Source organism: Pseudomonas parasichuanensis, from assembly GCF_021601385.1.
Classification (GTDB): domain Bacteria; phylum Pseudomonadota; class Gammaproteobacteria; order Pseudomonadales; family Pseudomonadaceae; genus Aquipseudomonas; species Aquipseudomonas parasichuanensis.
Genome location: NZ_BQHO01000004.1, coordinates 83094 through 102456, shown reverse-complemented (window position 1 = coordinate 102456; position 19363 = coordinate 83094). Strand labels below are relative to the sequence as shown.

Below are 19363 nucleotides of genomic sequence, written 5' to 3'. Positions count from 1 at the left end.
GTATTCGCTCAATCGTAAGAAATCGCGGGCTCATCTTTGAGATGACGCGCCGCGATATCTCTATGCGTTACAAAAATTCCGTGCTTGGCAGCTTATGGATAGTTGGCCAACCCTTGCTTCAGCTTTTATTGTACGGGTTTGTCTTTCAGGTTGTGCTGCGCGCTCGCTGGGGCATTCAAACGCCAGATGGACGCGATGTCCCGTTTGGGTTGCTTTTATTTTGCGGCATTCTCCTGCATGGCTTACTTGCAGATACGTTAGTGCGCGCGCCGTCATTAATTGTGAGTAACACCTCATATGTGAAGCGGGTCATTTTTCCTCTGGAGATTCTACCTCTGGTAGGGGCTGCAAGTACTGCTGTAGGGGTAATTTTCGGGATTGGTATTCTATTAGTTGGTGTTCTTTACTATTCTGGCGCCGTGCCACTACAAGCATTGTTGTTGCCAATTCCGCTGGTGCTGTTGTTTATTCTCACCGTTGGATTAGGGTGGCTGCTCTCTGCGGTGGGGGTGTTTTTTCGGGATCTACCGCAGTTGACGACCAGTCTGGCGACGATAATGCTCTTTACGGCACCAATATGCTACCCTGCAGAGATGGTGCCTCAGGCTTTCCGCTGGCTACTAAATATTAACCCTTTGACGATTCCTGTGGAGACGGTGCGTACGTTGATCTTCTCTCATGATAGTATCGATTGGTTGGCCTTAGGGAGTTATGCGATCGTGGCGGCTGTTACTGCGGCAGTTGGCTACGTTGTCTTCCACAGAATGCGCTCAGGGTTTGCCGATGTGCTCTGATTACACTATCAGTGTCGAAAATGTCTCTAAGCTGTACGATCTGTACAAAAGTCCTTTGCACCGTGTCAAAGGGCTATTGTTAGGGCGCCAGCGGAAGCAGCAAACGTTCACAGCGCTGAAGTCCCTGTCTCTGAAAATTCGTCGCGGTAGCTTTTTCGGTATTATTGGTCAGAACGGTAGCGGAAAGTCTACTCTGTTACAAATCATCAGTGGGATACTTAAGCCTACGACTGGCGATGTCACCGTGTATGGTCGTGTCGCGGCGCTTTTAGAGTTGGGTGCGGGTTTCAATCCTGAATTCACAGGCCGTGAAAATGCCAGGCTAAATGCGCAGATTCTCGGGGTTTCTGGAAAAGACTTCGATAAGATTTTCCCTGAAATTGAATCATTTGCTGATATTGGGGAGTTTATCGATTCTCCCGTTAAAACGTACTCTAGCGGTATGTTTGTACGCCTTGCATTTGCAGTGCAGGCCTGCATTGATCCAGACGTTTTGATTGTCGACGAGGCATTGGCGGTAGGCGACATATTTTTCAGGCTCAAGTGCTATGAGCGTTTGGAGAGATTGCGTCAACGTGGATGTACGGTGATTTTGGTCACGCACAGCATGGATGATGTGATGCATTATTGTGATGAAGTGTTGCTGCTTGATCATGGAAGTGTCATCTATCAGGGTGATGCTGCAGAGGCGATAAATCGCTATTATGCGTTGGGGCATATAAGCGCAAAGAAGATGCTGAGCGAGGATGCACAGCGTTTGAATCAGAAGGCAGAGCATCTGGAAGACCCGAGCGAAGCGCCTTCTGGTGCCCGTTTCCTATGGCCTGAGCACGCGGGCGTGGACATGTCCTCTCGCGAGCAAACGGGTGACGGGATGGTGACATGTACTAAGTTAATCACGACCGATGAGTTTGACGAGGCACGTCAAGTTTTCCGGCAGTTCGAGAAACTTAGAATCTATGCAGAATTTTTCGTGCATGAGCCTCTTGAAACACCGGTTGTTGGTTTTGTACTCCGTACAGATCGCGGCGTGGTAATCCACGGCAAAAACTCAGGTCAGTGCGCGGCTCCCGTGCCTACTCGTTTGCGAAAAGGGGATATCATACGTGCCTCGTTTGATGTTCCCCTGGCATTTGCAGCCGGAGAATATGTACTGGACATAGGGTTCGCAACGTGGCCCAGAGCGCTGCATCGCAATATCGAAAGCGTTACAATGGCAGAAATTGAATCAACATCTTCGCGTCATTGTGTTGTAACCGGTGGTAGCAGTTTCTCTATTATTCCGCTGGGACATATGGGATACCAGGCACAACCTTTCTATGGTATTGCTGGAGTCGACTCCACTGCTAGAATCTGTACGGAAAGCTGAGATGATGGCAGGCAATAGGTCGCTAGGTGCTCGGGTTCGGACGCTGTTAGGTATAAAGCTCGGCGTTTTGCAACAAGGCAATGTACACTACCAGTTGGTTGATCAAGTGTTGCAGGCGAAAGTCCCTGATTCGCTACCGCTGATATCAATCGTTACCCCGTCATACAATCAGGGTGGTTTCATCGGTGAAACCATTCGCAGTGTATTGTCTCAAGGGTATTCTAATCTTGAATATATTGTTCAAGATAATGAGTCTACAGATGGTACGCTTGATGTATTGACGGCTGAGTTGTCCAGTTGTTTCAGATTCTATGTGGAAAGCGATCAGGGGCAGGCCGATGCTATAAATCGTGGGTTTTCCCGTAGTCGCGGCGAGATCATGGCGTTTTTAAATTCTGATGATGTTTTACTACCAGGGACCCTGGCTTACGTCGCTCAGATCTTTCAAGAATATCCTGAAGTTGACGCCATTTATGGTAATCGCGTGCTGATAGACGCAGAGAGCAATATAGTTGGTCGCTGGGTACTGCCAGGCCATGATGGTGAGTTGTTGCGCCATGTTGACTACATTCCCCAGGAGACACTGTTCTGGCGTCGTGAGTTGTGGACGCGAGTCGGTGGGCGATTGGATGCTGGTTTAGCATTTGCACTGGATTGGGACCTGCTGCTGAAATTCATGACTTGCGGAGCGCATTTTTTTCATGCGCCTCATTTCCTTGGCGGGTTTCGTGTCCACGAAGAGCAAAAAACGAGTAGTGAATACATTAAGAATGGCGTTGATGAGATGCGGGTTCTTAGACGGAAATACGCGCCGAGTCGAATAGCCAAGATACTCATGCCTATCAGGCATTTGATTTTTTTAATAAAGCACGTTCGAGCGGATAGCAGGCTCTCAGCGACTCTGAAGATTCTGCGTAAATAAGGTGGAGATAATCATGAAAGTTGCCCTAATTACTGGTGTTACAGGTCAAGATGGCGCCTATCTGGCCGAATTTCTGCTTGGGAAGGGTTATGAGGTTCATGGTGTCAAGCGGCGGACCTCGCTGTTTAATACTGACCGTATTGATCACCTCTACCAGGATCCTCATGTCGAAAATCGCAACTTTATACTTCACCACGGTGACTTGACCGACTCGACTAGTTTGATTCGAATCATTCAACAGGTGCAGCCTGACGAGATCTACAATCTCGCGGCCCAGTCCCACGTTGCAGTCAGTTTTGAGGAGCCCGAGTACACTGCGAACTCCGACGCGTTGGGTTCTCTACGTATTCTTGAAGCAATTCGTATCCTGGGCCTTGAAAAGAAGACCCGGTTTTATCAGGCGTCCACGTCGGAGCTGTACGGTCTAGTCCAGGAAATTCCGCAGCGAGAGACAACTCCATTCTACCCGCGTAGCCCCTATGCTGTGGCTAAGCTCTATGCGTATTGGATCACCGTAAACTATCGTGAATCGTATGGCATGTATGCTTGCAACGGCATTCTGTTCAACCATGAATCGCCTATTCGTGGTGAAACATTTGTAACCCGTAAGATTACACGTGCGCTTGCGCGAATCAAACTGGGTTTACAAGACTGCCTGTATCTGGGGAACATGGATGCGAAGCGCGACTGGGGTCATGCGCGTGACTATGTGGAAATGCAATGGCTTATGCTTCAGCAGGAGAAGCCAGAGGACTTTGTTATTGCGACTGGTGTTCAATACAGCGTGCGTGACTTTGTCGATGCTGCCGCTAAAGAGCTTGGCCTCGCTATTAGCTGGAAAGGCGTAGGCGTTGACGAAAAAGGCTTCGATGACAAGGGAAATTGCATCGTCGCTGTTGATCCACGTTATTTCCGTCCTGCGGAAGTCGAAACGCTCTTGGGTGATGCGTCGAAAGCGAAAAATAAACTCGGTTGGACGCCTAAGACCACCTTCCAGGAATTGGTCTCCGAAATGGTTCGAGAGGATCTGAAGGCAGCCGAGCGTGACGAGCTTGTTAAGCGTCATGGTTACAGCGCGTTTAATTATCACGAGTAACAACGTCATGGCGCACATTGAAAAAATATATGTGGCCGGGGATCGCGGAATGGTGGGCTCTGCCATTCTGCGTGAGCTCCGTAGTCATGGTCATGAAAATATCGTAACTCGCACTCGGCAGGAGTTAGATCTCTGCAGCCAATTGCAAGTAGATAATTTTTTCGCAGAGCAGAGACCAGATTATGTGTATCTGGCAGCTGCGAAAGTTGGTGGTATTCATGCCAACAATACTTATCCGGCAAGCTTCATTTATGAAAACCTCATGATTGAGGCAAATATAATCAATTCGGCTTGGAAGTACGGCGTCAAGCGTCTGCTTTTTCTAGGTTCCAGCTGCATCTATCCACGGCTCGCACCTCAGCCGATGTCTGAAGACGCGTTACTCACAGGGGTTCTTGAGTCTACCAATGAGCCCTACGCGATTGCCAAGATCGCGGGTATTAAATTGTGTGAGTCATACAATCGTCAATACGGTACAGATTTCCGCAGTGTCATGCCAACCAACCTTTATGGCCCAGGTGACAATTACCACGGCGAGAATAGTCATGTCATTCCTGCGTTGATACGGCGTTTTCATGAAGCAAAGCTTGCGAATGCACCTCGCGTCAGTATTTGGGGAAGCGGGACGCCCAGAAGAGAGTTTCTCTATGTGGATGATATGGCCAAAGCCGCAGTGCATGTGATGGATTTGAATTTGGAGTTATATCAGAAGATTACGCTTCCGACGCTTTCGCATATTAACGTGGGCTATGGGGCTGATCTCAGTATCTTGGAATTGGCAAGGTTGGTAGCTGGTGTTGTTGGCTTTGGGGGTGATATTGAAACGGACCCAAGTAAGCCAGATGGAACGCCTCAGAAATTGATGGACATTAATCGGTTAAAGGCCATGGGGTGGCGTCCTCGCGTATCGTTGGAAGACGGTCTGAAGCTGGCTTACTCCGACTTTCTACAAAGCACGAGAGTATAAATTGAGCGAACCATTAGTGACGATTGCTGTTCCCTCGTTCAATCAAGGGAAGTTCTTGGACTCGGCCTTGTCATCAATATTCAATAGCGAGGTCGAGGTAGAAGTTTTCGTGGCTGATGCCGGCTCTACTGATGGTTCGGTTGAAATTATTAAGTCTTGGGCGCATCGCCTGGCTGGGTGGCGTAGTCATGCTGACCAGGGGCAGGCGGCGGCGATAAACGAATCTATCCGCAGGGGCTCCGCCCCGTATGTTTGTTGGCTGAATAGTGATGATCTTTACTTGCCGGGTGGCTTGGACATGCTTGTTCGTGCTCTTGAGAGCTCTGCCAAGGCGCCATTTGTATACGGCAAGGCCTTGAACCTTAAGGAGGATGGGAGTCGCTCCGCTGTCTGGACACAACGATTTACTGAGCGCCGGCTGGCCATGCGCTGTATCGTTTCGCAGCCTGCAACACTTATCCGTCGAAGCGCATGGGAGGCCATCAATGGAGTTGATGATAGCTTGCACATGGCGATGGACTATGATCTCTGGTGGCGTCTGTTCAGATTTGCTGGTGACCCTTCCTATGTAGAAGAATTTGTAGCTGTCAATCGAGAACATTCCGATACAAAAACAAACACTCAAAGGGCCAGGCATTATAGTGAGGCGATGGCGGTTGTAGGTAAGCATCATGGAAAGATTCCCTTGAAATGGTGGCTATACCAGCCTTATGCCGTTTGGTTCAAGTCACTAAAAAATAGATTTGATAAGATGCTATGAAGGTACTTCACTTCTTTAAGACCTATTACCCCGATACTTTTGGGGGGATTGAGCAGGTTATATTCCAGATATGCGAGGGTGCGCACTCATATGGTGTTGAAAGTTCTGTACTGACTGTCACTGATGGCAAGCCGGGGGTGCGAAGTGTTGCGGGGCACAACGTGGTAGCGCTTAAGAAAAATTTCGAGCTGTTGTCGACCCCCTTTTCTTTGTCTGCTATTTCTAAGTTGAGTCAGCTTTCGCGAGAAGTGGATGTTGTTCACTACCATTACCCCTGGCCCTTCATGGATGTGGCTCATTTGCTGGGAGGGGTTAAGGCAAAGAGTGTCGTAACTTATCACTCTGATGTGGTAAAACAGAAATTTGCTATGCGTCTGTATGCGCCGCTTATGAATCAATTTCTAAGTTGCGTAGATAGTATCGTTGCGACATCGCCAAACTATTTACGCAGCAGTCCAGTGCTAAAAAGGTTTGCTGGTAAGACCGAAATCATTCCGATAGGTCTTGATGTTAACACCTACCCGGTGGTGAAGGAGTCGATTCTTAGCTCGTGGAAGGCTAAGTTTCCGGGCCCTTTCTTCCTGTTTGTTGGTGTGCTTCGGTATTATAAAGGGTTAGATACCCTGTTAGAGGCATGCTTGCAGGTTCCTTATCCGGTTCTTATTGTAGGGGATGGGCCAGAAGGTGATCGGCTACGTCAGCTGGCGATGCGAAAAAAATTGCAGAATGTTCACTTTCTAGGCGCGCTTCCGGATCATGACAAAGTGGCACTTCTTCATCTCTGCCATGCGCTTGTATTCCCTTCACATTTGCGTTCGGAGGCGTTTGGAATATCCTTGCTTGAGGCGGCAATGTATGGCAAGCCAATGATTTCCTGTGAAATAGGTACGGGCACTACTTATATTAATAGGCACGATGAAACAGGCCTTGCAATTTCCCCTGGCTCCCCTGTTGAGTTGGCGACTGCAATGCATCAGTTGATGAAGAACCCTATAGAAAGTGAGAGGATGGGCGAGCGCGCCAGAGAGCGCTATCAAGCATTATTTACCGCGGATGAAATGGTAAAAAAATACGTGGCGCTATATGGCAGGCTAATGGGTTGAGGTTGTGGCCTCAGGGGCCAGCATTCCGCACGCTCGCCTATCTTTGCCCTGCTTGATCGCCGTTTGGCGATTTTTCCTACAAAGCCTAAACCAAGAGATGCGTATGCTTGCCCTGCGGATCGCTTCGCTCCGCCGACCCGAGGCGGGTTCGCATACGGTAGCTCCGCATGTACGAATCTATGTGAGTGCGGGTAGCTGCCATCCCTAACGCGACTGGCGCTGTGTCGAAGCGCCTATCCGCACCAGAAGTAGGGCATTTCCTACTCATCGCCTAACAGGATCTTCATGAATTGTAGGGTTTCTTCACTATGTCTTTAGATTTTTCTGAGAGCGTGGTAGGATTTTTCGCGATTTTGCAATGGCTTTTTGATGGCACTTTTAGGTGCGTTTACGACAGCTCGCGTGGGCGAGTGTCATTTCAGGGATGAAGAAACGTGGCGGTGCTTATTCAGCCTCCTGGCCTCGATACGGCAGATACCATGGCGTTTTCTCGCGAGCTCAGTCTCCCGGGAGTCGCCCATGTTGCCATCCTGATGTGCACCTACAACGGTGCCTCGTTTTTGCGCCAGCAGCTCGACTCCTTCGAGCAGCAGACCTATCGCAACTGGTCGTTGCACGTTTCCGATGACGGCTCCGAAGACCGGACGCCGACCGTTTTGCAGTCCTACGCCGAACTATGGGGCGCGCACCGCGTCAAGGTCTTCGATGGGCCGCGGGCTGGTTTTGTACGTAATTTCCTCAGCCTTACCTGCCGCGCCGATATCAATGCCGACTATTTCGCCTGGTCGGATCAGGACGATATCTGGAGCCCGGAGAAGCTGCAGGTCGCTGTGGAGTGGTTGCAGGGCATTCCTTCCGAGGTGCCGGCCATGTATTGCGGTCGCACTCAGCTCATCTGCGAGGGTGGTATTCACCGTGGGCTCTCGCCAAACTTCTCGCTGCCACCCCATTTCAAAAATGCCCTGGTGCAAAGCATCGGCGGTGGCAACACCATGGTGTTCAACAAGGCCGCCCGGTCAATGATCCTCGAAGCAGGGTCGAATCTGGAAGTGCCTTCCCATGACTGGTGGTGCTACCAGCTCATCACCGGGGCAGGTGGGATTGTCCATTACGACCCCCAGCCACGGGTGTTCTACCGTCAGCACGAGTACAACGTGATTGGCGCCAACTCCGACTGGCCCGCCCGCATTCGCCGCTTGGTCATGGTTTTCCAGGGGCGCTTCTACCAGTGGAATGCGCAGAACATCCGTGCCCTGGAAACCATGAATCACCGTTTGAGCAACGATCACCGCAAAACCCTCGCGCTGTTCAAGGCAGCGCGCGAGCAGCGCCTGCCTGCGCGATTGGCGAACGTGTTCAGGGCTGGCCTGCATCGGCAGACACTTCTCGGCAACCTTGGTTTGTTCCTCGCGACATTACTGAAAAAGATTTGATCTCATGACTATTCTGGTAACTGGTGGCGCCGGTTTCATCGGCGCCAACTTCGTGCTCGACTGGGTGGCTCAGTCGGGTGAAACCGTCATCAATCTGGACAAGCTGACCTATGCAGGCAACCTGGAAAACCTTGCCAGCCTGGAAGGTAATGCCCAGCATGTCTTCGTGCATGGCGATATTGCCGATAGCCAACTGCTGCTGCAGCTGCTGACCGCGCACCAACCCCGTGCCATCATCAATTTTGCCGCCGAATCCCACGTCGATCGTTCCATCCATGGCCCGGAAGATTTCATCCAGACCAACATAGTTGGTACATTCCGCCTGCTTGAGGCGGTGCGTTCCTATTGGAATGGTATGGACGGCGAGCAGAAAGCAAAGTTCCGCTTCCTGCATGTTTCCACCGACGAAGTGTATGGTTCCCTTGCCAGTGATGCCCCGGCGTTCACCGAGAACCACCAGTACGAGCCCAACAGCCCCTACTCGGCGAGTAAGGCGGCCAGCGATCATCTGGTGCGTGCCTACCACCACACCTACGGGCTGCCGGTGTTGACCACCAACTGCTCGAACAACTATGGCCCGTACCATTTCCCGGAGAAGCTCATCCCGCTGATGATCGTCAATGCCCTGGCAGGCAAGGCGCTGCCGGTATATGGCGATGGTCAGCAGATTCGCGACTGGTTGTACGTGAAAGACCACTGTAGCGCTATTCGCCGGGTACTCGAGGCAGGCGTGGTGGGCGAGGTCTACAACGTCGGGGGCTGGAACGAAAAGCCTAACCTGGAGATCGTCAACCGGGTCTGCGCGCTGCTGGACGAGCTGCGTCCACGGCAAGACGGCAAGGGCTACAGCGAGCAGATCGCTTACGTGGCCGACCGTCCAGGGCATGATCGCCGTTACGCGATTGATGCCCGCAAGCTTGAGCGTGAGCTGGGTTGGAAGCCTGCCGAGACCTTCGAAACCGGAATTCGCAAGACTGTTCAGTGGTACCTGGAAAACCAAGCCTGGGTCGAAAGCGTACAGTCGGGTAACTACCGCGAGTGGGTCGCGAAAAACTATGCCGGGCGCAGCGAATGAAGATTCTCCTGCTGGGCAAAAACGGCCAGGTTGGTTGGGAGCTGCAACGCAGCCTCGCGCCGCTGGGCGAATTGTTGGCATTGGATGCGCGCAGTAGCGACTACTGCGGTGATCTGGCCAACCTCGAGGGGCTGGCCGACACGCTGAGGCGCTACGCGCCGGATGTGATAGTCAATGCGGCGGCCTATACCGCCGTGGACAAGGCCGAGTCCGAGCCACAGCTGGCCCACCAGGTCAATGCCCAGGCAGTGGCGGTGCTGGCTGAAGCGGCGGCGCGTCAGGGTGCCTTGCTGGTGCATTACTCCACCGACTACGTGTTTCCCGGACATGGCCATGACGCTTGGCACGAGGGCGATGCTGTTGCACCGCTGAATCAGTATGGCGCCAGCAAGCTGGCGGGTGAGCGGGCGATCCAGGCAGCCGCTTGCCAGCATCTGATTTTCCGTACGAGCTGGGTGTATGCCGCGCGCGGCAACAACTTCGCCAAGACCATGCTCAGGTTGGCCCGCGAGCGTGACAGCCTTGGCGTGATCGATGACCAGTATGGCGCTCCGACCGGTGCCGAGCTGATCGCGGACGTGACCGCCCATGCCATCGTGGCCTGCCGCGCGCAACCTGCCTTGGGTGGCCTCTATCACTTGGCCGCGGCAGGGGAAACCACCTGGTGTGAATATGCCCGCTTCGTCCTCGCGCAAGCCCAGGCGGCTGGTGTCGAGTTGCAGGTGCGGCCCGAGGCGATCAGCGCCTTGTCCACCGACGCCTACCCAACGCCAGCCAAGCGCCCAGGCAATTCACGCCTGAATACACAGAAACTGCAGGCTGCCTTCAAGTTGCAACTCCCCGCCTGGCAACACGGGGTAGCACGGATGCTGACGGAAATTATCGAGAAACAATGATGAGCAAACGTAAAGGCATCATCCTGGCCGGTGGATCGGGAACCCGACTGCATCCCGCCACCCTGTCGATCTCCAAGCAATTGCTGCCGGTGTACGACAAACCCATGATCTATTATCCGCTGACCACGCTGATGCTGGCGGGGATCCGCGACATCCTGATCATTTCCACCCCCCAGGACACCCCACGCTTCGAGCAACTGCTCGGTGACGGCCAGCGTTGGGGAGTAAACATTTCCTATGCGGTCCAGGCCTCGCCAGACGGGCTTGCCCAGGCGTTCCTGATCGGTGAGCAATTCATCGGCAACGACCTCTCGGCACTGGTGCTGGGCGACAACATCTATTACGGGCACCACTTCAGCGAACTGCTCGATAGCGCCAGTCAGCGCGAGCAAGGGGCCACGGTGTTCGCCTACCACGTGAATGATCCCGAGCGTTATGGCGTGGTCGAGTTCGATCAGCAGGGCAAAGCGGTAAGCCTGGAAGAAAAGCCTCTGCAGCCCAAATCCAATTATGCCGTCACCGGTTTGTACTTCTACGACCAGCAGGTCGTGGAGATTGCCAAGAGCATCAAGCCATCCGCCCGGGGTGAGCTGGAAATCACCGATATCAACCGGATCTACCTTGAGCAGGGTGGCCTGTCGGTGGAGATCATGGGCCGAGGGTACGCCTGGCTCGATACCGGCACCCACGATTCGCTGCTCGAAGCCAGCCACTACATCGCTACCATCGAGCACCGTCAGGGGCTGAAGGTTGCCTGCCCGGAAGAGGTCGCTTTCCGCCAGGGCTGGATCAGCCCGGAGCAGCTGGAAAACCTCGCCGTGCCGATGCTCAAAAACGGCTACGGCCAGTACCTCAAGCGCCTGCTGCAGGAGAAGATCTACGGATGAAAGCGATTCCCCTGGCCATCCCCGAGGTGGTGCTGTTCGAACCTCGCGTATTCGGTGACGAGCGCGGCTTCTTCTTCGAGAGCTTCAACCAGAAGATCTTCGACGAAGTGGTGGGGCGTACGGTCAATTTCGTCCAGGACAACCACTCCCGCTCACTGAAAGGCGTGCTGCGCGGCTTGCATTATCAGGTGCGCCAACCCCAGGGCAAGCTGGTGCGGGTGGTCCAGGGCGAGGTGTTCGATGTTGCGGTCGACATCCGGCGCAGCTCACCGACCTTCGGTCAGTGGGTGGGTGCGCACCTGTCGGCCGAAAACAAGTGCCAGCTGTGGGTACCCGAGGGTTTTGCCCACGGTTTCGTGGTGCTCAGCGAAACGGCCGAATTCCTCTACAAGACCACAGACTTCTACGCGCCAGCCCATGAGCGGTGCATCGCCTGGAATGATCCGCAGATCGGTATCTCGTGGCCACTCGATGACGCGCCGCAACTGTCCGCCAAGGACAGTGTCGGCAAGCGCCTGGCTGAGGCAGAGCTGTTCGATTGATCCACTGTGGCAGTACTGCAGCGTAAACAAAGACGGACGGGTTGGCTTTCTATGTCTCATACCGCAACACTGGCGCCGGCGGACGCATTCGAGTTGGCCATGGAGCCGATGCGTCACAGGCGTTGGGCCGAGGCCGCAACCTTGTGGCAGATGCTGCGTACGCAATTCAACGATCACCCTACACCTTGGCTGCAAGGGGCGATCAGCCTGATTCGCCAGGACGATTTCCAGGGCGCCGACAGCTTGCTGCAACACGCCCGTGCACAGTTCGCCAACCACGCGGTAACCTGGATTACCAGCGCGGAATGGGCCTTCCTGTCCGGCGACGAGGCGCTGGAAGAGCAGTTCCTCACCACTGGTCGGGAACAGCTCGGCAACCATTGGCACCTGCTCTACAAGTCCGCCGAAGTGGCGCTGCGCCTGGGCAACCTGGAGTTGGCGAGCACCTTCAATCGGCAGGCGCGCGCACATGCGCCGGAGCGTACCGAGCCGCTGATCCAGGGGGCTGACCTTGCCAATCGACGCAAGGATTGGGCAGACGCCGAACAGTGCTGGAAGCAGGCGATCGTCTTGAAGCCAGAGAGCCGCGAGTACCTGTCGCGCCTGGCCGATGTCTACCGAAGCATGGGCAATTTTGTATTGTCCAAACGCTACCGTCTTGCCGGCCAATATGGCGCCGAGTTGTTGCAGGACGGGCCTGAGCCGTTGCAGTCGCCCAACTTGGTGAACCGTCAGAAAGCCCCGTGGCACTTCCTGCAGCTGGTATTCGTCAAGTCCTGGTTGAACCTGAAGTCGGAATCTTCCGGCATGCGCCTGAACCATGCCTGGGTGGTGATGGAGCCATTGCTGCACTTGATGATCTACTACTACCTGTTCGGTACTTTGTTGAACGCAGGGGTCGAGAACTACGGCTTGTTCCTGTTGTGCGGGCTGGTGCCGTGGATGTGGTTCACCAAGGCCATTTCCACCAGCAGCGGCAGCATCGTCAGTGGCCAGAGCCTGATGCTCAACTGCAGTATGCCGCCAGCATTCTTCCCCTTGGTCAGCATTGTCCAGAGCACCCTCAAGCAACTGCCGCCGTTGATGATCCTGCTGTTGCTGGGCGCCGCAACCGACAGCAAGACTTTGAGCTGGCACCTGATGTACCTGCCTGTGGTGGTGTTGGCCCAATTCATGCTGACCGCCGCATTGGGCATGCTGGTGGCGGCTGCCGTGGCTTTCTTGCGTGACCTGGCGAACCTGGTGAGCACAGGCTTGTTGATGCTGATGTTCCTGTCAGGGGTGATCTACAACGCCAGCGCACTGTCCCCCGGCGTGGCGGCGGTGATTCGGCTCAATCCGATGACCCTGGTGATCGGCGCCTACCGTGACATCATCATGGAAGGCCGCGCCCCCGACTTTGCCGCCATGGGCTACGTCGGTCTGTGTACCTTGGGTGCGGCGGTGCTGGCCTATGTGATCTATCGCACTCAGCGCAGCGAGTTCGTCAAGCGGGGCATGGTCTGATGATGCCCAAAAAATACTTGTCCCTCGCGAACATCGGCGTGCGTTTCAAACGCTCCGCTGGCGTACCCGGGGGGCGTTACTTCGAGCCGCTCAAGGACATCAGCCTGGAGGTCTATGCCGGGGAGACCCTCGGCATCCTCGGCGTCAATGGCGCCGGTAAATCCACGCTGCTCAAGGTGATGTCCGGTGCATTGAAACCCGACAGCGGCCGGGTCGAGAACCATGGCGCCAGTGTGTCGCTGTTGGCGTTGCAAGCCGGTTTCGATGTGAACTTGTCGGGGCGTGACAACGCCATCTTCGGCGGCATGCTGTTGGGTTACACCAAACAGCAGGTGGTCGCCCAATTGGAGGCCATCAAAGAATACTCCGAGCTGGGTGACTATTTTTACGAGCCGGTGAGGAAGTACTCGACCGGCATGTCGTCGCGGCTGGGCTTTGCCATCAGCACCATCATCAGCCCGGATGTACTGCTGGTGGACGAAGTGTTGAGTGTGGGCGATGCGCACTTTCGAGACAAAGCCGAGAAAACCATGATGCTGAAGATTGCGGCCGGCCAGACGGTCGTGCTGGTCTCCCACTCCCGTGGCCAGGTGGCCAGCCTGTGCGACCGCTGCGTCATTCTTCACGGCGGAGAGTTGATCGCGGGCGAGTCGGTTGAAAGTGTCCTGGCCATTTATGACGAATTGATCAAGTCGCAGTAATTATCAAGGAAATGATTCAGATGATCCGCACGTTTCATTCGGCGTTGGTACCCCTTGTTGCGGCACTGCTCGTCAGTGGTTGTGGCGATCAGGAGCGTCCGGCGAGTACTGGCCTGGTTACCCCGGTGATCTACTGCGCGCTCGACAGTGCCAATGGCACGGAGGGCGTGGTGCTACGGGTCAAGCAGGGGCCAGTACGGTTCCAGGGCTGGATGGCAGGCAACACGAAGAGTGAGGCCAGCGACAAGGTGGTTTTGGAACTCAAGTCCGGCGCAGGCAAGACTTATCCGTTCGAGGGCGCTGAGCGTATGGCGCGGCCAGACGTGGCTCGGGCAATGAGCAGTGATGCGCACCTGAATGCCGGGTTCAAGCTTATGGCCGACCTGTCGACATTAGAGAAAGGCAGTTATGGCATCGCCATCCGTCTGTTGGACCCCCATGGCGTCTTGCTGTGCCAGGTCAAGAAAAACGTAATCGTTGAATAAGGTTCACGCCTGGGGCTGCCAGGCGTTGGTGAGGTTTTCGTGCAAATAGTTCAGCGGATAAAAAACTACTTGGTCTACCCGGCTGCGTACGCCTACATGGCCTACCAGTCGAAGGTCAACAAGTTCAAGGGCATGGGGAAAAAGGATCGCGTTGTCTTTGCCAGCCCCTATCACGGACAGCCAATCATGCTCATGGCGCTGTTCGAAAAGGGTGAGCTGCGCAATGACATCCTGGCGTTCCTTGAGGCGGCCCAGCAACAGGGCATCTATGTCGTGTGCGTCAACACCCTCAAGGTGGCTGACCCCCAGCGCTATGACCAGGTCATTGACTGTTACATCGAGCGCTACAACTTCGGCCGTGACTTCGGTAGCTACAAATCCGGCTTTCAGTACCTGTACCAAAGTGGCCTGGCAGCCCAGTGTCCGCGCATGATGCTGGTCAACGACAGCGTGTTCTTCAGCGCCAAGAACAACCAGGGCTTCATTGCCGAGATGTTCGCCTCGCCAGTGGAGGCCCTGGGCGCCACCGAGAACTACGAAATCGAACACCACCTCGGTTCGTTCTGCATTGCGCTGAGCGGCAATGTGCTGAACAACCCGCGCTTGAAGAAGTACTGGAAAAACTACGTGTGCACTGACGTGCGCCCGGTGGTCATCGATACCGGGGAGATGGAGCTGTCCAAACTCCTGAAGAAACTCGTCAGTACCCCTGATAACTTCCGTGCCCTGTACGACATGTCCCGAGCTTGCGAGGTCATCGGTAAAGACCCTGCCTTGCTCGAAGATGTCTCGAGCCTGGCGCGCGATTCCGACCTGGTGCATTGGCCGCGCTTCTCGTTCGCTTCGGTCGCCGACAGCGTGGCTTCCAAGTACCTGCACTCGACCACCAGCATGGCGGGTATTTCCCTGGACAAGGCCGAGCTGGAAAACCTGCACGGTATCGACATCCACTTCGCCAACTCCCTGAGCAGCTTCAAGCAGTACGTCAGCTCGACCGTCGTCGATGGTGCTGCGCGAAACGATGCGCTGTTTCCGGTTCTCAAGGAGGAGGTGATTGCCCGCTTCATGGCGTGCTTCGCCCATGGCTCGCAAATCCACCAGAACAATATCTTCCTGCACCGTATCGGCTTGCCGATCATCAAGCTCGATGGCGTATTCCGTGGCGCGTTCACCACGCGTGACATCGAGCGGCTTGCATTCGACCTGGAAGAAGCGCAGCGCCCGGAGTTTCGCCGAATCATGTACTCGCGCCCGTACGGCGGCGATGTGTTGTTTGGTTGGAAGCGCGCGGCATTTTTCCGTGGCCTGATCTAAGCACGGCAAGCGCAAGGTTCACCTATTTACCCGACGGGTTGGAGATGTGTGTTGATTTCGGAAATTGTCGAACTTTCAGTGCAGGATCAAAGCACCATGCAGATGGTCGACGCGATCGCGCATTCGTGCCTGGATTTTCCTCAAGACCGACAATTGTGCGCGGGGCCTGTGACAATCTCCGGTTGGCTGTTGCCGACCGAGGAAGCCCAGCGCGCGAGCCTGGTGATTCGCACGGGCAAGAACAAGGTCGTGCGCAAGCTCAATATCGAGCGCGCCGATGTGCTGTGCGCAATACTCGACGTTGCCGAGGCAGGGCATCACGGCCATGCACAGTTGAAGTGCGGTTTCAGCTTTGAAGTCGATATGCAGTTCGGCGTACCGACCGAGTTGTCGCTTCAGCTCAACGGCGTTGAACACCCCTGGAAGGTGATCCATTGCCAACCGTCGGGTATTGACGCCAGCGTAGTCGGTGGCCTGTGGTCTGCTTATTGCCACGGCAAGGTCCTGGATGCCGATGCCCATGCGCTGGTCGATCAGCTGGACCGGCTCAATGACAGCATGCTACGCGCACTGCTCTTCGAGCAGTTGGATGAGTACTTGGCAGAGGACATCCTCGCCGGTGCCGATGCACCCGGTCTGGAGCGCTGCCGAGGCTTTCTGCAGTACGTGAGCCGCGAAGAGTTCTGCATCGATGCGGTGCAGTCGGCGACGACCAAGGGCGCGATCATCGTCCCGGACCCGTTCGGCTACGGCATGGCCTTCGCCGATGAAAGCTACCTGTTTACCGATGAAATCAACGTCCTGAAGTTCATCTCGTCCACCGGCGAGATGTTCTTCCTGTTCCAGCATGTTGGATCTGCCGATACGATCTACTTCCCCACCCGCCGCGCGATGGTGACGATCCACCATGTCGATGCCGTGCTGGTGAGAAACTTCGTCTACCGCTTCATTCGCAACCTGGAGCGGGTCACGCACTACAGTGCAGGGCAACGTCGCTTCCTTGGTGTCATCGCTTCCCACGCCCGCCCTTACCACTTCTACTACGATGTGGCTGCGGCGATGAGTGACCTGAACGAGGCCGGTGTACTCAAGGATGTGGCGCAAATCATCTATTACCCCGGTGGTGATTTCTGCTCCTTCAAAAGCCTCTATGCGCTCGAAGCCACAGAGCAACGCCTGGCACCCGATGAGCTTTGGGCGCAGAGCGTGGCCGAGCAGGGCTTCTACTTCCATGTTGGCATGGTGTTCGACAACAGCCGATTGAAGAGCACCTCGCGCTTCGATGGCGAATTCAATGCCTATTCCAGAAAGCAGCTCATCCAGCAGCAGCCCAGTGCGCCGGCACAGCTGCTGACGTGTTATCCACTGGTCTGGTTCGGCATCACCGTGCAGAAGCGTGCGTGGATCGAACAAGTCGAGGCGGCCGCCAGCCTGCTGACGGCGTTGCAGAAGACTTATCCGGATGTGGGCGTTGTGTTCGATGGCTGGACTTCCCCGCTTCACCCTACCGCAAGGGATCTTGAAGAGACCGCGCAGGACAACCGAGTGGTCGAGCAGATCGTTGCCCAGCTCGACCCGGGCATCAAGGTGTTCAGTGTGGTGGGCGCGGACAGCGTGCAGAAGATCTTCTATGGCAAGTGCGCTGATGTGTATGTGGGCAATTCGGCGACGGGCGGGTTGCATGTGGCCAGGTTCGCCGGTTGTCCTGGGGTTGCACACCTGAACACGCAGATGATCGATGCCGACAACCATATCCGCAAGCGCACGCGCCTGGTGGACAAATCACTGATCATTGATCAACCCGATGCAGCGGACCGTCGAATGGATTTCATCAGCTACAGCCTCGATTGGCGCGTGGTCTATGACGAAGTGCGCGATATCTTGCAAGGAGTGTCGGTATGAAAACGTGCACGGTGATCGACTGCACACTGCGCGACGGCGGTTACTACAACGCCTGGAATTTCCCGCCCGAGGTGGTGGACAGCTACCTCAAGGCCATGGCCGCGGCCAATGTCCCGATCGTCGAGCTGGGGCTGCGCTCGCTCAATAACAAGGGCTTCAAGGGCGCCAATGCATTCACCACGGATGCCTATCTGCGTGGGTTGAACATTCCTCAAGCCCTGACCGTCGCGGTCATGGTCAACGCCGTCGAGCTGCTGGGCGCCGAAACGTCGCTGGAGCAGGCCCTCGAGCGCCTGTTCCCCGAGGGGGCGAGCACCAGCCCGGTCCAACTGGTGCGCATCGCCTGCCATGTGCACGAGTTCGAGCGATCGCTGCCCGCGGCCGCCTGGCTCAAAGAGCGTGGTTTTACAGTGGGCTTCAACCTGATGCAGGTGGCCGACCGCCAGCAGCATGAAATCGAAGCGCTTGCCCGGCAGGCCAGCCGCTGGCCGGTGGATGTCCTGTATTTCGCGGACAGTATGGGCAGCATGAGCCCTGCGTGCGTGAGCCAGGTGGTGATGTGGCTGCGATCGCATTGGCAGGGCGAATTGGGCATTCATACCCACGACAACATGGGGCTGGCCCTGCAGAACACCCTGTGCGCCGTCGACAACGGGGTCACCTGGCTGGACGCTACCGTGACGGGTATGGGGCGCGGGCCAGGCAATGCAAAGACCGAGTACCTGATGCTGGAGTTGCAGCAGCACGCAGGTACACAAGTGAACATCGTGCCGTTGATGTCCTTGATCAACCAGTACTTCAGGCCGATGCAGCATAGCTGCGGTTGGGGCACCAACACCTATTACTACCTCGCGGGCAAATACGGTATTCACCCCACCTATATTCAGGAAATGCTTGGCGATCCGCGTTACAACGAAGAAGACGTACTGGCGGTGATCAACCACCTTCGGGTCAAGGGCGGCAAGCGTTTCTGCCTGGATACGCTGGACAGCGCACGTAATTTCTACCAGCAGTCCCCTGGCGGCGCCTGGTCTCCGGCTGAGGCTGTGGCTGGGCGAGAAGTGCTGTTGCTGGGGACCGGGCCGGGTGTCGAGGCACACCGGTCAGCATTGGAAGCCTATATCCGGCGCAACTCACCCTTCGTGATGGCGCTCAACACCCAGTCGCGGATCGACCCGGCATTGATCGACATCAGGGTGGCGTGCCACCCGGTGCGGCTGCTGGCCGACAGCGCAGAGCATGCCCGGTTGCCACAGCCGTTGGTGGCGCCTGCCAGTGTCTTGCCGGAAGACGTCCTGGCGGCGCTGCAGGGCAAGACCCTGCTGGACTTCGGCATCACAGTGAAAGCTGACACCTTTGCCTTCGAGGCCACGTGCTGCACGTTGCCCACTTCCTTGGTCTTTGCCTATGCCCTGGCCATTGCCGCCAGCGGCAGAGCGCGTTGCGTTCACTTGGCTGGTTTCGATGGCTACGGCGCCGACGACCCCAGAATGGCAGAGGTGCAAAAGGTGCTCGAACAATTCCTCGAAGCCTCACCCGGACTGTCGGTGAGTGCCGTGACGCCATCGCGTTACATGATCAAGTCGAAATCAATTTATGCAATGTGAGTAT

At 55.5% G+C, this 19363-nt stretch carries 17 protein-coding genes and 1 pseudogene; all 18 read left to right on the top strand.

The genetic code is table 11. The features are described from left to right. Positions 1-41: 41 nt before the first annotated feature. The 18 genes and pseudogenes from L6D77_RS04845 to L6D77_RS04760 all read left to right on the top strand — a co-directional run bounded on the left by L6D77_RS04845 (position 42) and on the right by L6D77_RS04760 (position 19359). The gene (locus tag L6D77_RS04845; RefSeq protein WP_275094575.1) at positions 42-794 is read left to right on the top strand and encodes an ABC transporter permease; all 753 of its coding nucleotides are present in this window, start codon (positions 42-44) and stop codon (positions 792-794) included. Next, positions 784-2163 (top strand): ABC transporter ATP-binding protein, encoded by a 1380-nt coding sequence (locus L6D77_RS04840; RefSeq protein ID WP_236169999.1) that lies wholly within the window; start codon positions 784-786, stop codon positions 2161-2163. Before L6D77_RS04845 ends, L6D77_RS04840 begins: the two co-directional genes overlap by 11 nt. Before the next feature lies 1 nt (position 2164). After that, complete coding sequence (locus L6D77_RS04835) at positions 2165-3085, top strand: glycosyltransferase family 2 protein (RefSeq protein ID WP_236169998.1); 921 nt, start codon at positions 2165-2167, stop codon at positions 3083-3085. Between the two features lie 13 nt (positions 3086-3098). Then, positions 3099-4181: a GDP-mannose 4,6-dehydratase gene (gene gmd / locus L6D77_RS04830; RefSeq protein WP_236169997.1), complete on the top strand. Its 1083-nt coding sequence runs from the start codon at positions 3099-3101 to the stop codon at positions 4179-4181. Between the two features lie 7 nt (positions 4182-4188). Continuing rightward, positions 4189-5148 (top strand): GDP-L-fucose synthase, encoded by a 960-nt coding sequence (gene fcl / locus L6D77_RS04825; RefSeq protein WP_236169996.1) that lies wholly within the window; start codon positions 4189-4191, stop codon positions 5146-5148. Between the two features lies 1 nt (position 5149). Beyond that, positions 5150-5908 (top strand): glycosyltransferase, encoded by a 759-nt coding sequence (locus L6D77_RS04820; RefSeq protein ID WP_236169995.1) that lies wholly within the window; start codon positions 5150-5152, stop codon positions 5906-5908. Beyond that, the gene (locus tag L6D77_RS04815; protein WP_236169994.1) at positions 5905-7011 is read left to right on the top strand and encodes a glycosyltransferase family 4 protein; all 1107 of its coding nucleotides are present in this window, start codon (positions 5905-5907) and stop codon (positions 7009-7011) included. Before L6D77_RS04820 ends, L6D77_RS04815 begins: the two co-directional genes overlap by 4 nt. 434 nt (positions 7012-7445) lie before the next feature. Further along, entirely contained in the window at positions 7446-8444 is a 999-nt protein-coding gene (locus L6D77_RS04810; RefSeq protein WP_309295649.1) for a glycosyltransferase family 2 protein, read from the top strand. Positions 8445-8448: 4 nt separating this feature from the next. Beyond that, positions 8449-9519 (top strand): dTDP-glucose 4,6-dehydratase, encoded by a 1071-nt coding sequence (rfbB, locus tag L6D77_RS04805; RefSeq protein ID WP_236169993.1) that lies wholly within the window; start codon positions 8449-8451, stop codon positions 9517-9519. Beyond that, positions 9516-10415 carry a dTDP-4-dehydrorhamnose reductase gene (rfbD, locus tag L6D77_RS04800; protein WP_236169992.1) on the top strand — a complete coding sequence of 300 codons (900 nt, stop codon included), beginning with the start codon at positions 9516-9518 and terminating at the stop codon, positions 10413-10415. The genes rfbB and rfbD overlap by 4 nt, the downstream gene beginning before the upstream one ends. After that, on the top strand, positions 10415-11302 hold the full coding sequence (gene rfbA / locus L6D77_RS04795; protein WP_236169991.1) for a glucose-1-phosphate thymidylyltransferase RfbA: 888 nt from the start codon (positions 10415-10417) through the stop codon (positions 11300-11302). Before rfbD ends, rfbA begins: the two co-directional genes overlap by 1 nt. Beyond that, complete coding sequence (gene rfbC, locus L6D77_RS04790; protein WP_236169990.1) at positions 11299-11844, top strand: dTDP-4-dehydrorhamnose 3,5-epimerase; 546 nt, start codon at positions 11299-11301, stop codon at positions 11842-11844. The genes rfbA and rfbC overlap by 4 nt, the downstream gene beginning before the upstream one ends. Positions 11845-11895: 51 nt before the next feature. Further along, positions 11896-13350 carry an ABC transporter permease gene (locus L6D77_RS04785; protein WP_236169989.1) on the top strand — a complete coding sequence of 485 codons (1455 nt, stop codon included), beginning with the start codon at positions 11896-11898 and terminating at the stop codon, positions 13348-13350. Between the two features lie 101 nt (positions 13351-13451). Next, a pseudogene (locus L6D77_RS04780) lies at positions 13452-14051 on the top strand (ABC transporter ATP-binding protein); the annotation flags it as partial. A gap of 20 nt (positions 14052-14071) precedes the next feature. Further along, positions 14072-14536, top strand: a complete 465-nt coding sequence (locus L6D77_RS04775) for a hypothetical protein (protein ID WP_236169987.1) — start codon at positions 14072-14074, stop codon at positions 14534-14536. Positions 14537-14722: 186 nt separating this feature from the next. Then, complete coding sequence (locus tag L6D77_RS04770; RefSeq protein WP_236169986.1) at positions 14723-15850, top strand: rhamnan synthesis F family protein; 1128 nt, start codon at positions 14723-14725, stop codon at positions 15848-15850. Between the two features lie 96 nt (positions 15851-15946). Continuing rightward, complete coding sequence (locus L6D77_RS04765; protein ID WP_236169985.1) at positions 15947-17752, top strand: hypothetical protein; 1806 nt, start codon at positions 15947-15949, stop codon at positions 17750-17752. After that, positions 17749-19359 carry an aldolase catalytic domain-containing protein gene (locus tag L6D77_RS04760; protein WP_236169984.1) on the top strand — a complete coding sequence of 537 codons (1611 nt, stop codon included), beginning with the start codon at positions 17749-17751 and terminating at the stop codon, positions 19357-19359. The genes L6D77_RS04765 and L6D77_RS04760 overlap by 4 nt, the downstream gene beginning before the upstream one ends. The last annotated feature ends 4 nt before the right edge of the window (positions 19360-19363 follow it).

Bases quoted from the DNA above. Each gene is read 5' to 3' on its own strand.
- L6D77_RS04845 (WP_275094575.1), top strand. From the start codon at position 42: ATGACGCGCCGCGATATCTCTATGCGTTACAAAAATTCCGTGCTTGGC.
- L6D77_RS04840 (WP_236169999.1), top strand. From the start codon at position 784: ATGTGCTCTGATTACACTATCAGTGTCGAAAATGTCTCTAAGCTGTAC.
- L6D77_RS04835 (WP_236169998.1), top strand. From the start codon at position 2,165: ATGATGGCAGGCAATAGGTCGCTAGGTGCTCGGGTTCGGACGCTGTTA.
- gmd (WP_236169997.1), top strand. From the start codon at position 3,099: ATGAAAGTTGCCCTAATTACTGGTGTTACAGGTCAAGATGGCGCCTAT.
- fcl (WP_236169996.1), top strand. From the start codon at position 4,189: ATGGCGCACATTGAAAAAATATATGTGGCCGGGGATCGCGGAATGGTG.
- L6D77_RS04815 (WP_236169994.1), top strand. From the start codon at position 5,905: ATGAAGGTACTTCACTTCTTTAAGACCTATTACCCCGATACTTTTGGG.
- rfbB (WP_236169993.1), top strand. From the start codon at position 8,449: ATGACTATTCTGGTAACTGGTGGCGCCGGTTTCATCGGCGCCAACTTC.
- rfbD (WP_236169992.1), top strand. From the start codon at position 9,516: ATGAAGATTCTCCTGCTGGGCAAAAACGGCCAGGTTGGTTGGGAGCTG.
- rfbA (WP_236169991.1), top strand. From the start codon at position 10,415: ATGAGCAAACGTAAAGGCATCATCCTGGCCGGTGGATCGGGAACCCGA.
- rfbC (WP_236169990.1), top strand. From the start codon at position 11,299: ATGAAAGCGATTCCCCTGGCCATCCCCGAGGTGGTGCTGTTCGAACCT.
- L6D77_RS04785 (WP_236169989.1), top strand. From the start codon at position 11,896: ATGTCTCATACCGCAACACTGGCGCCGGCGGACGCATTCGAGTTGGCC.
- L6D77_RS04775 (WP_236169987.1), top strand. From the start codon at position 14,072: ATGATCCGCACGTTTCATTCGGCGTTGGTACCCCTTGTTGCGGCACTG.
- L6D77_RS04770 (WP_236169986.1), top strand. From the start codon at position 14,723: ATGCTCATGGCGCTGTTCGAAAAGGGTGAGCTGCGCAATGACATCCTG.
- L6D77_RS04765 (WP_236169985.1), top strand. From the start codon at position 15,947: ATGCAGATGGTCGACGCGATCGCGCATTCGTGCCTGGATTTTCCTCAA.
- L6D77_RS04760 (WP_236169984.1), top strand. From the start codon at position 17,749: ATGAAAACGTGCACGGTGATCGACTGCACACTGCGCGACGGCGGTTAC.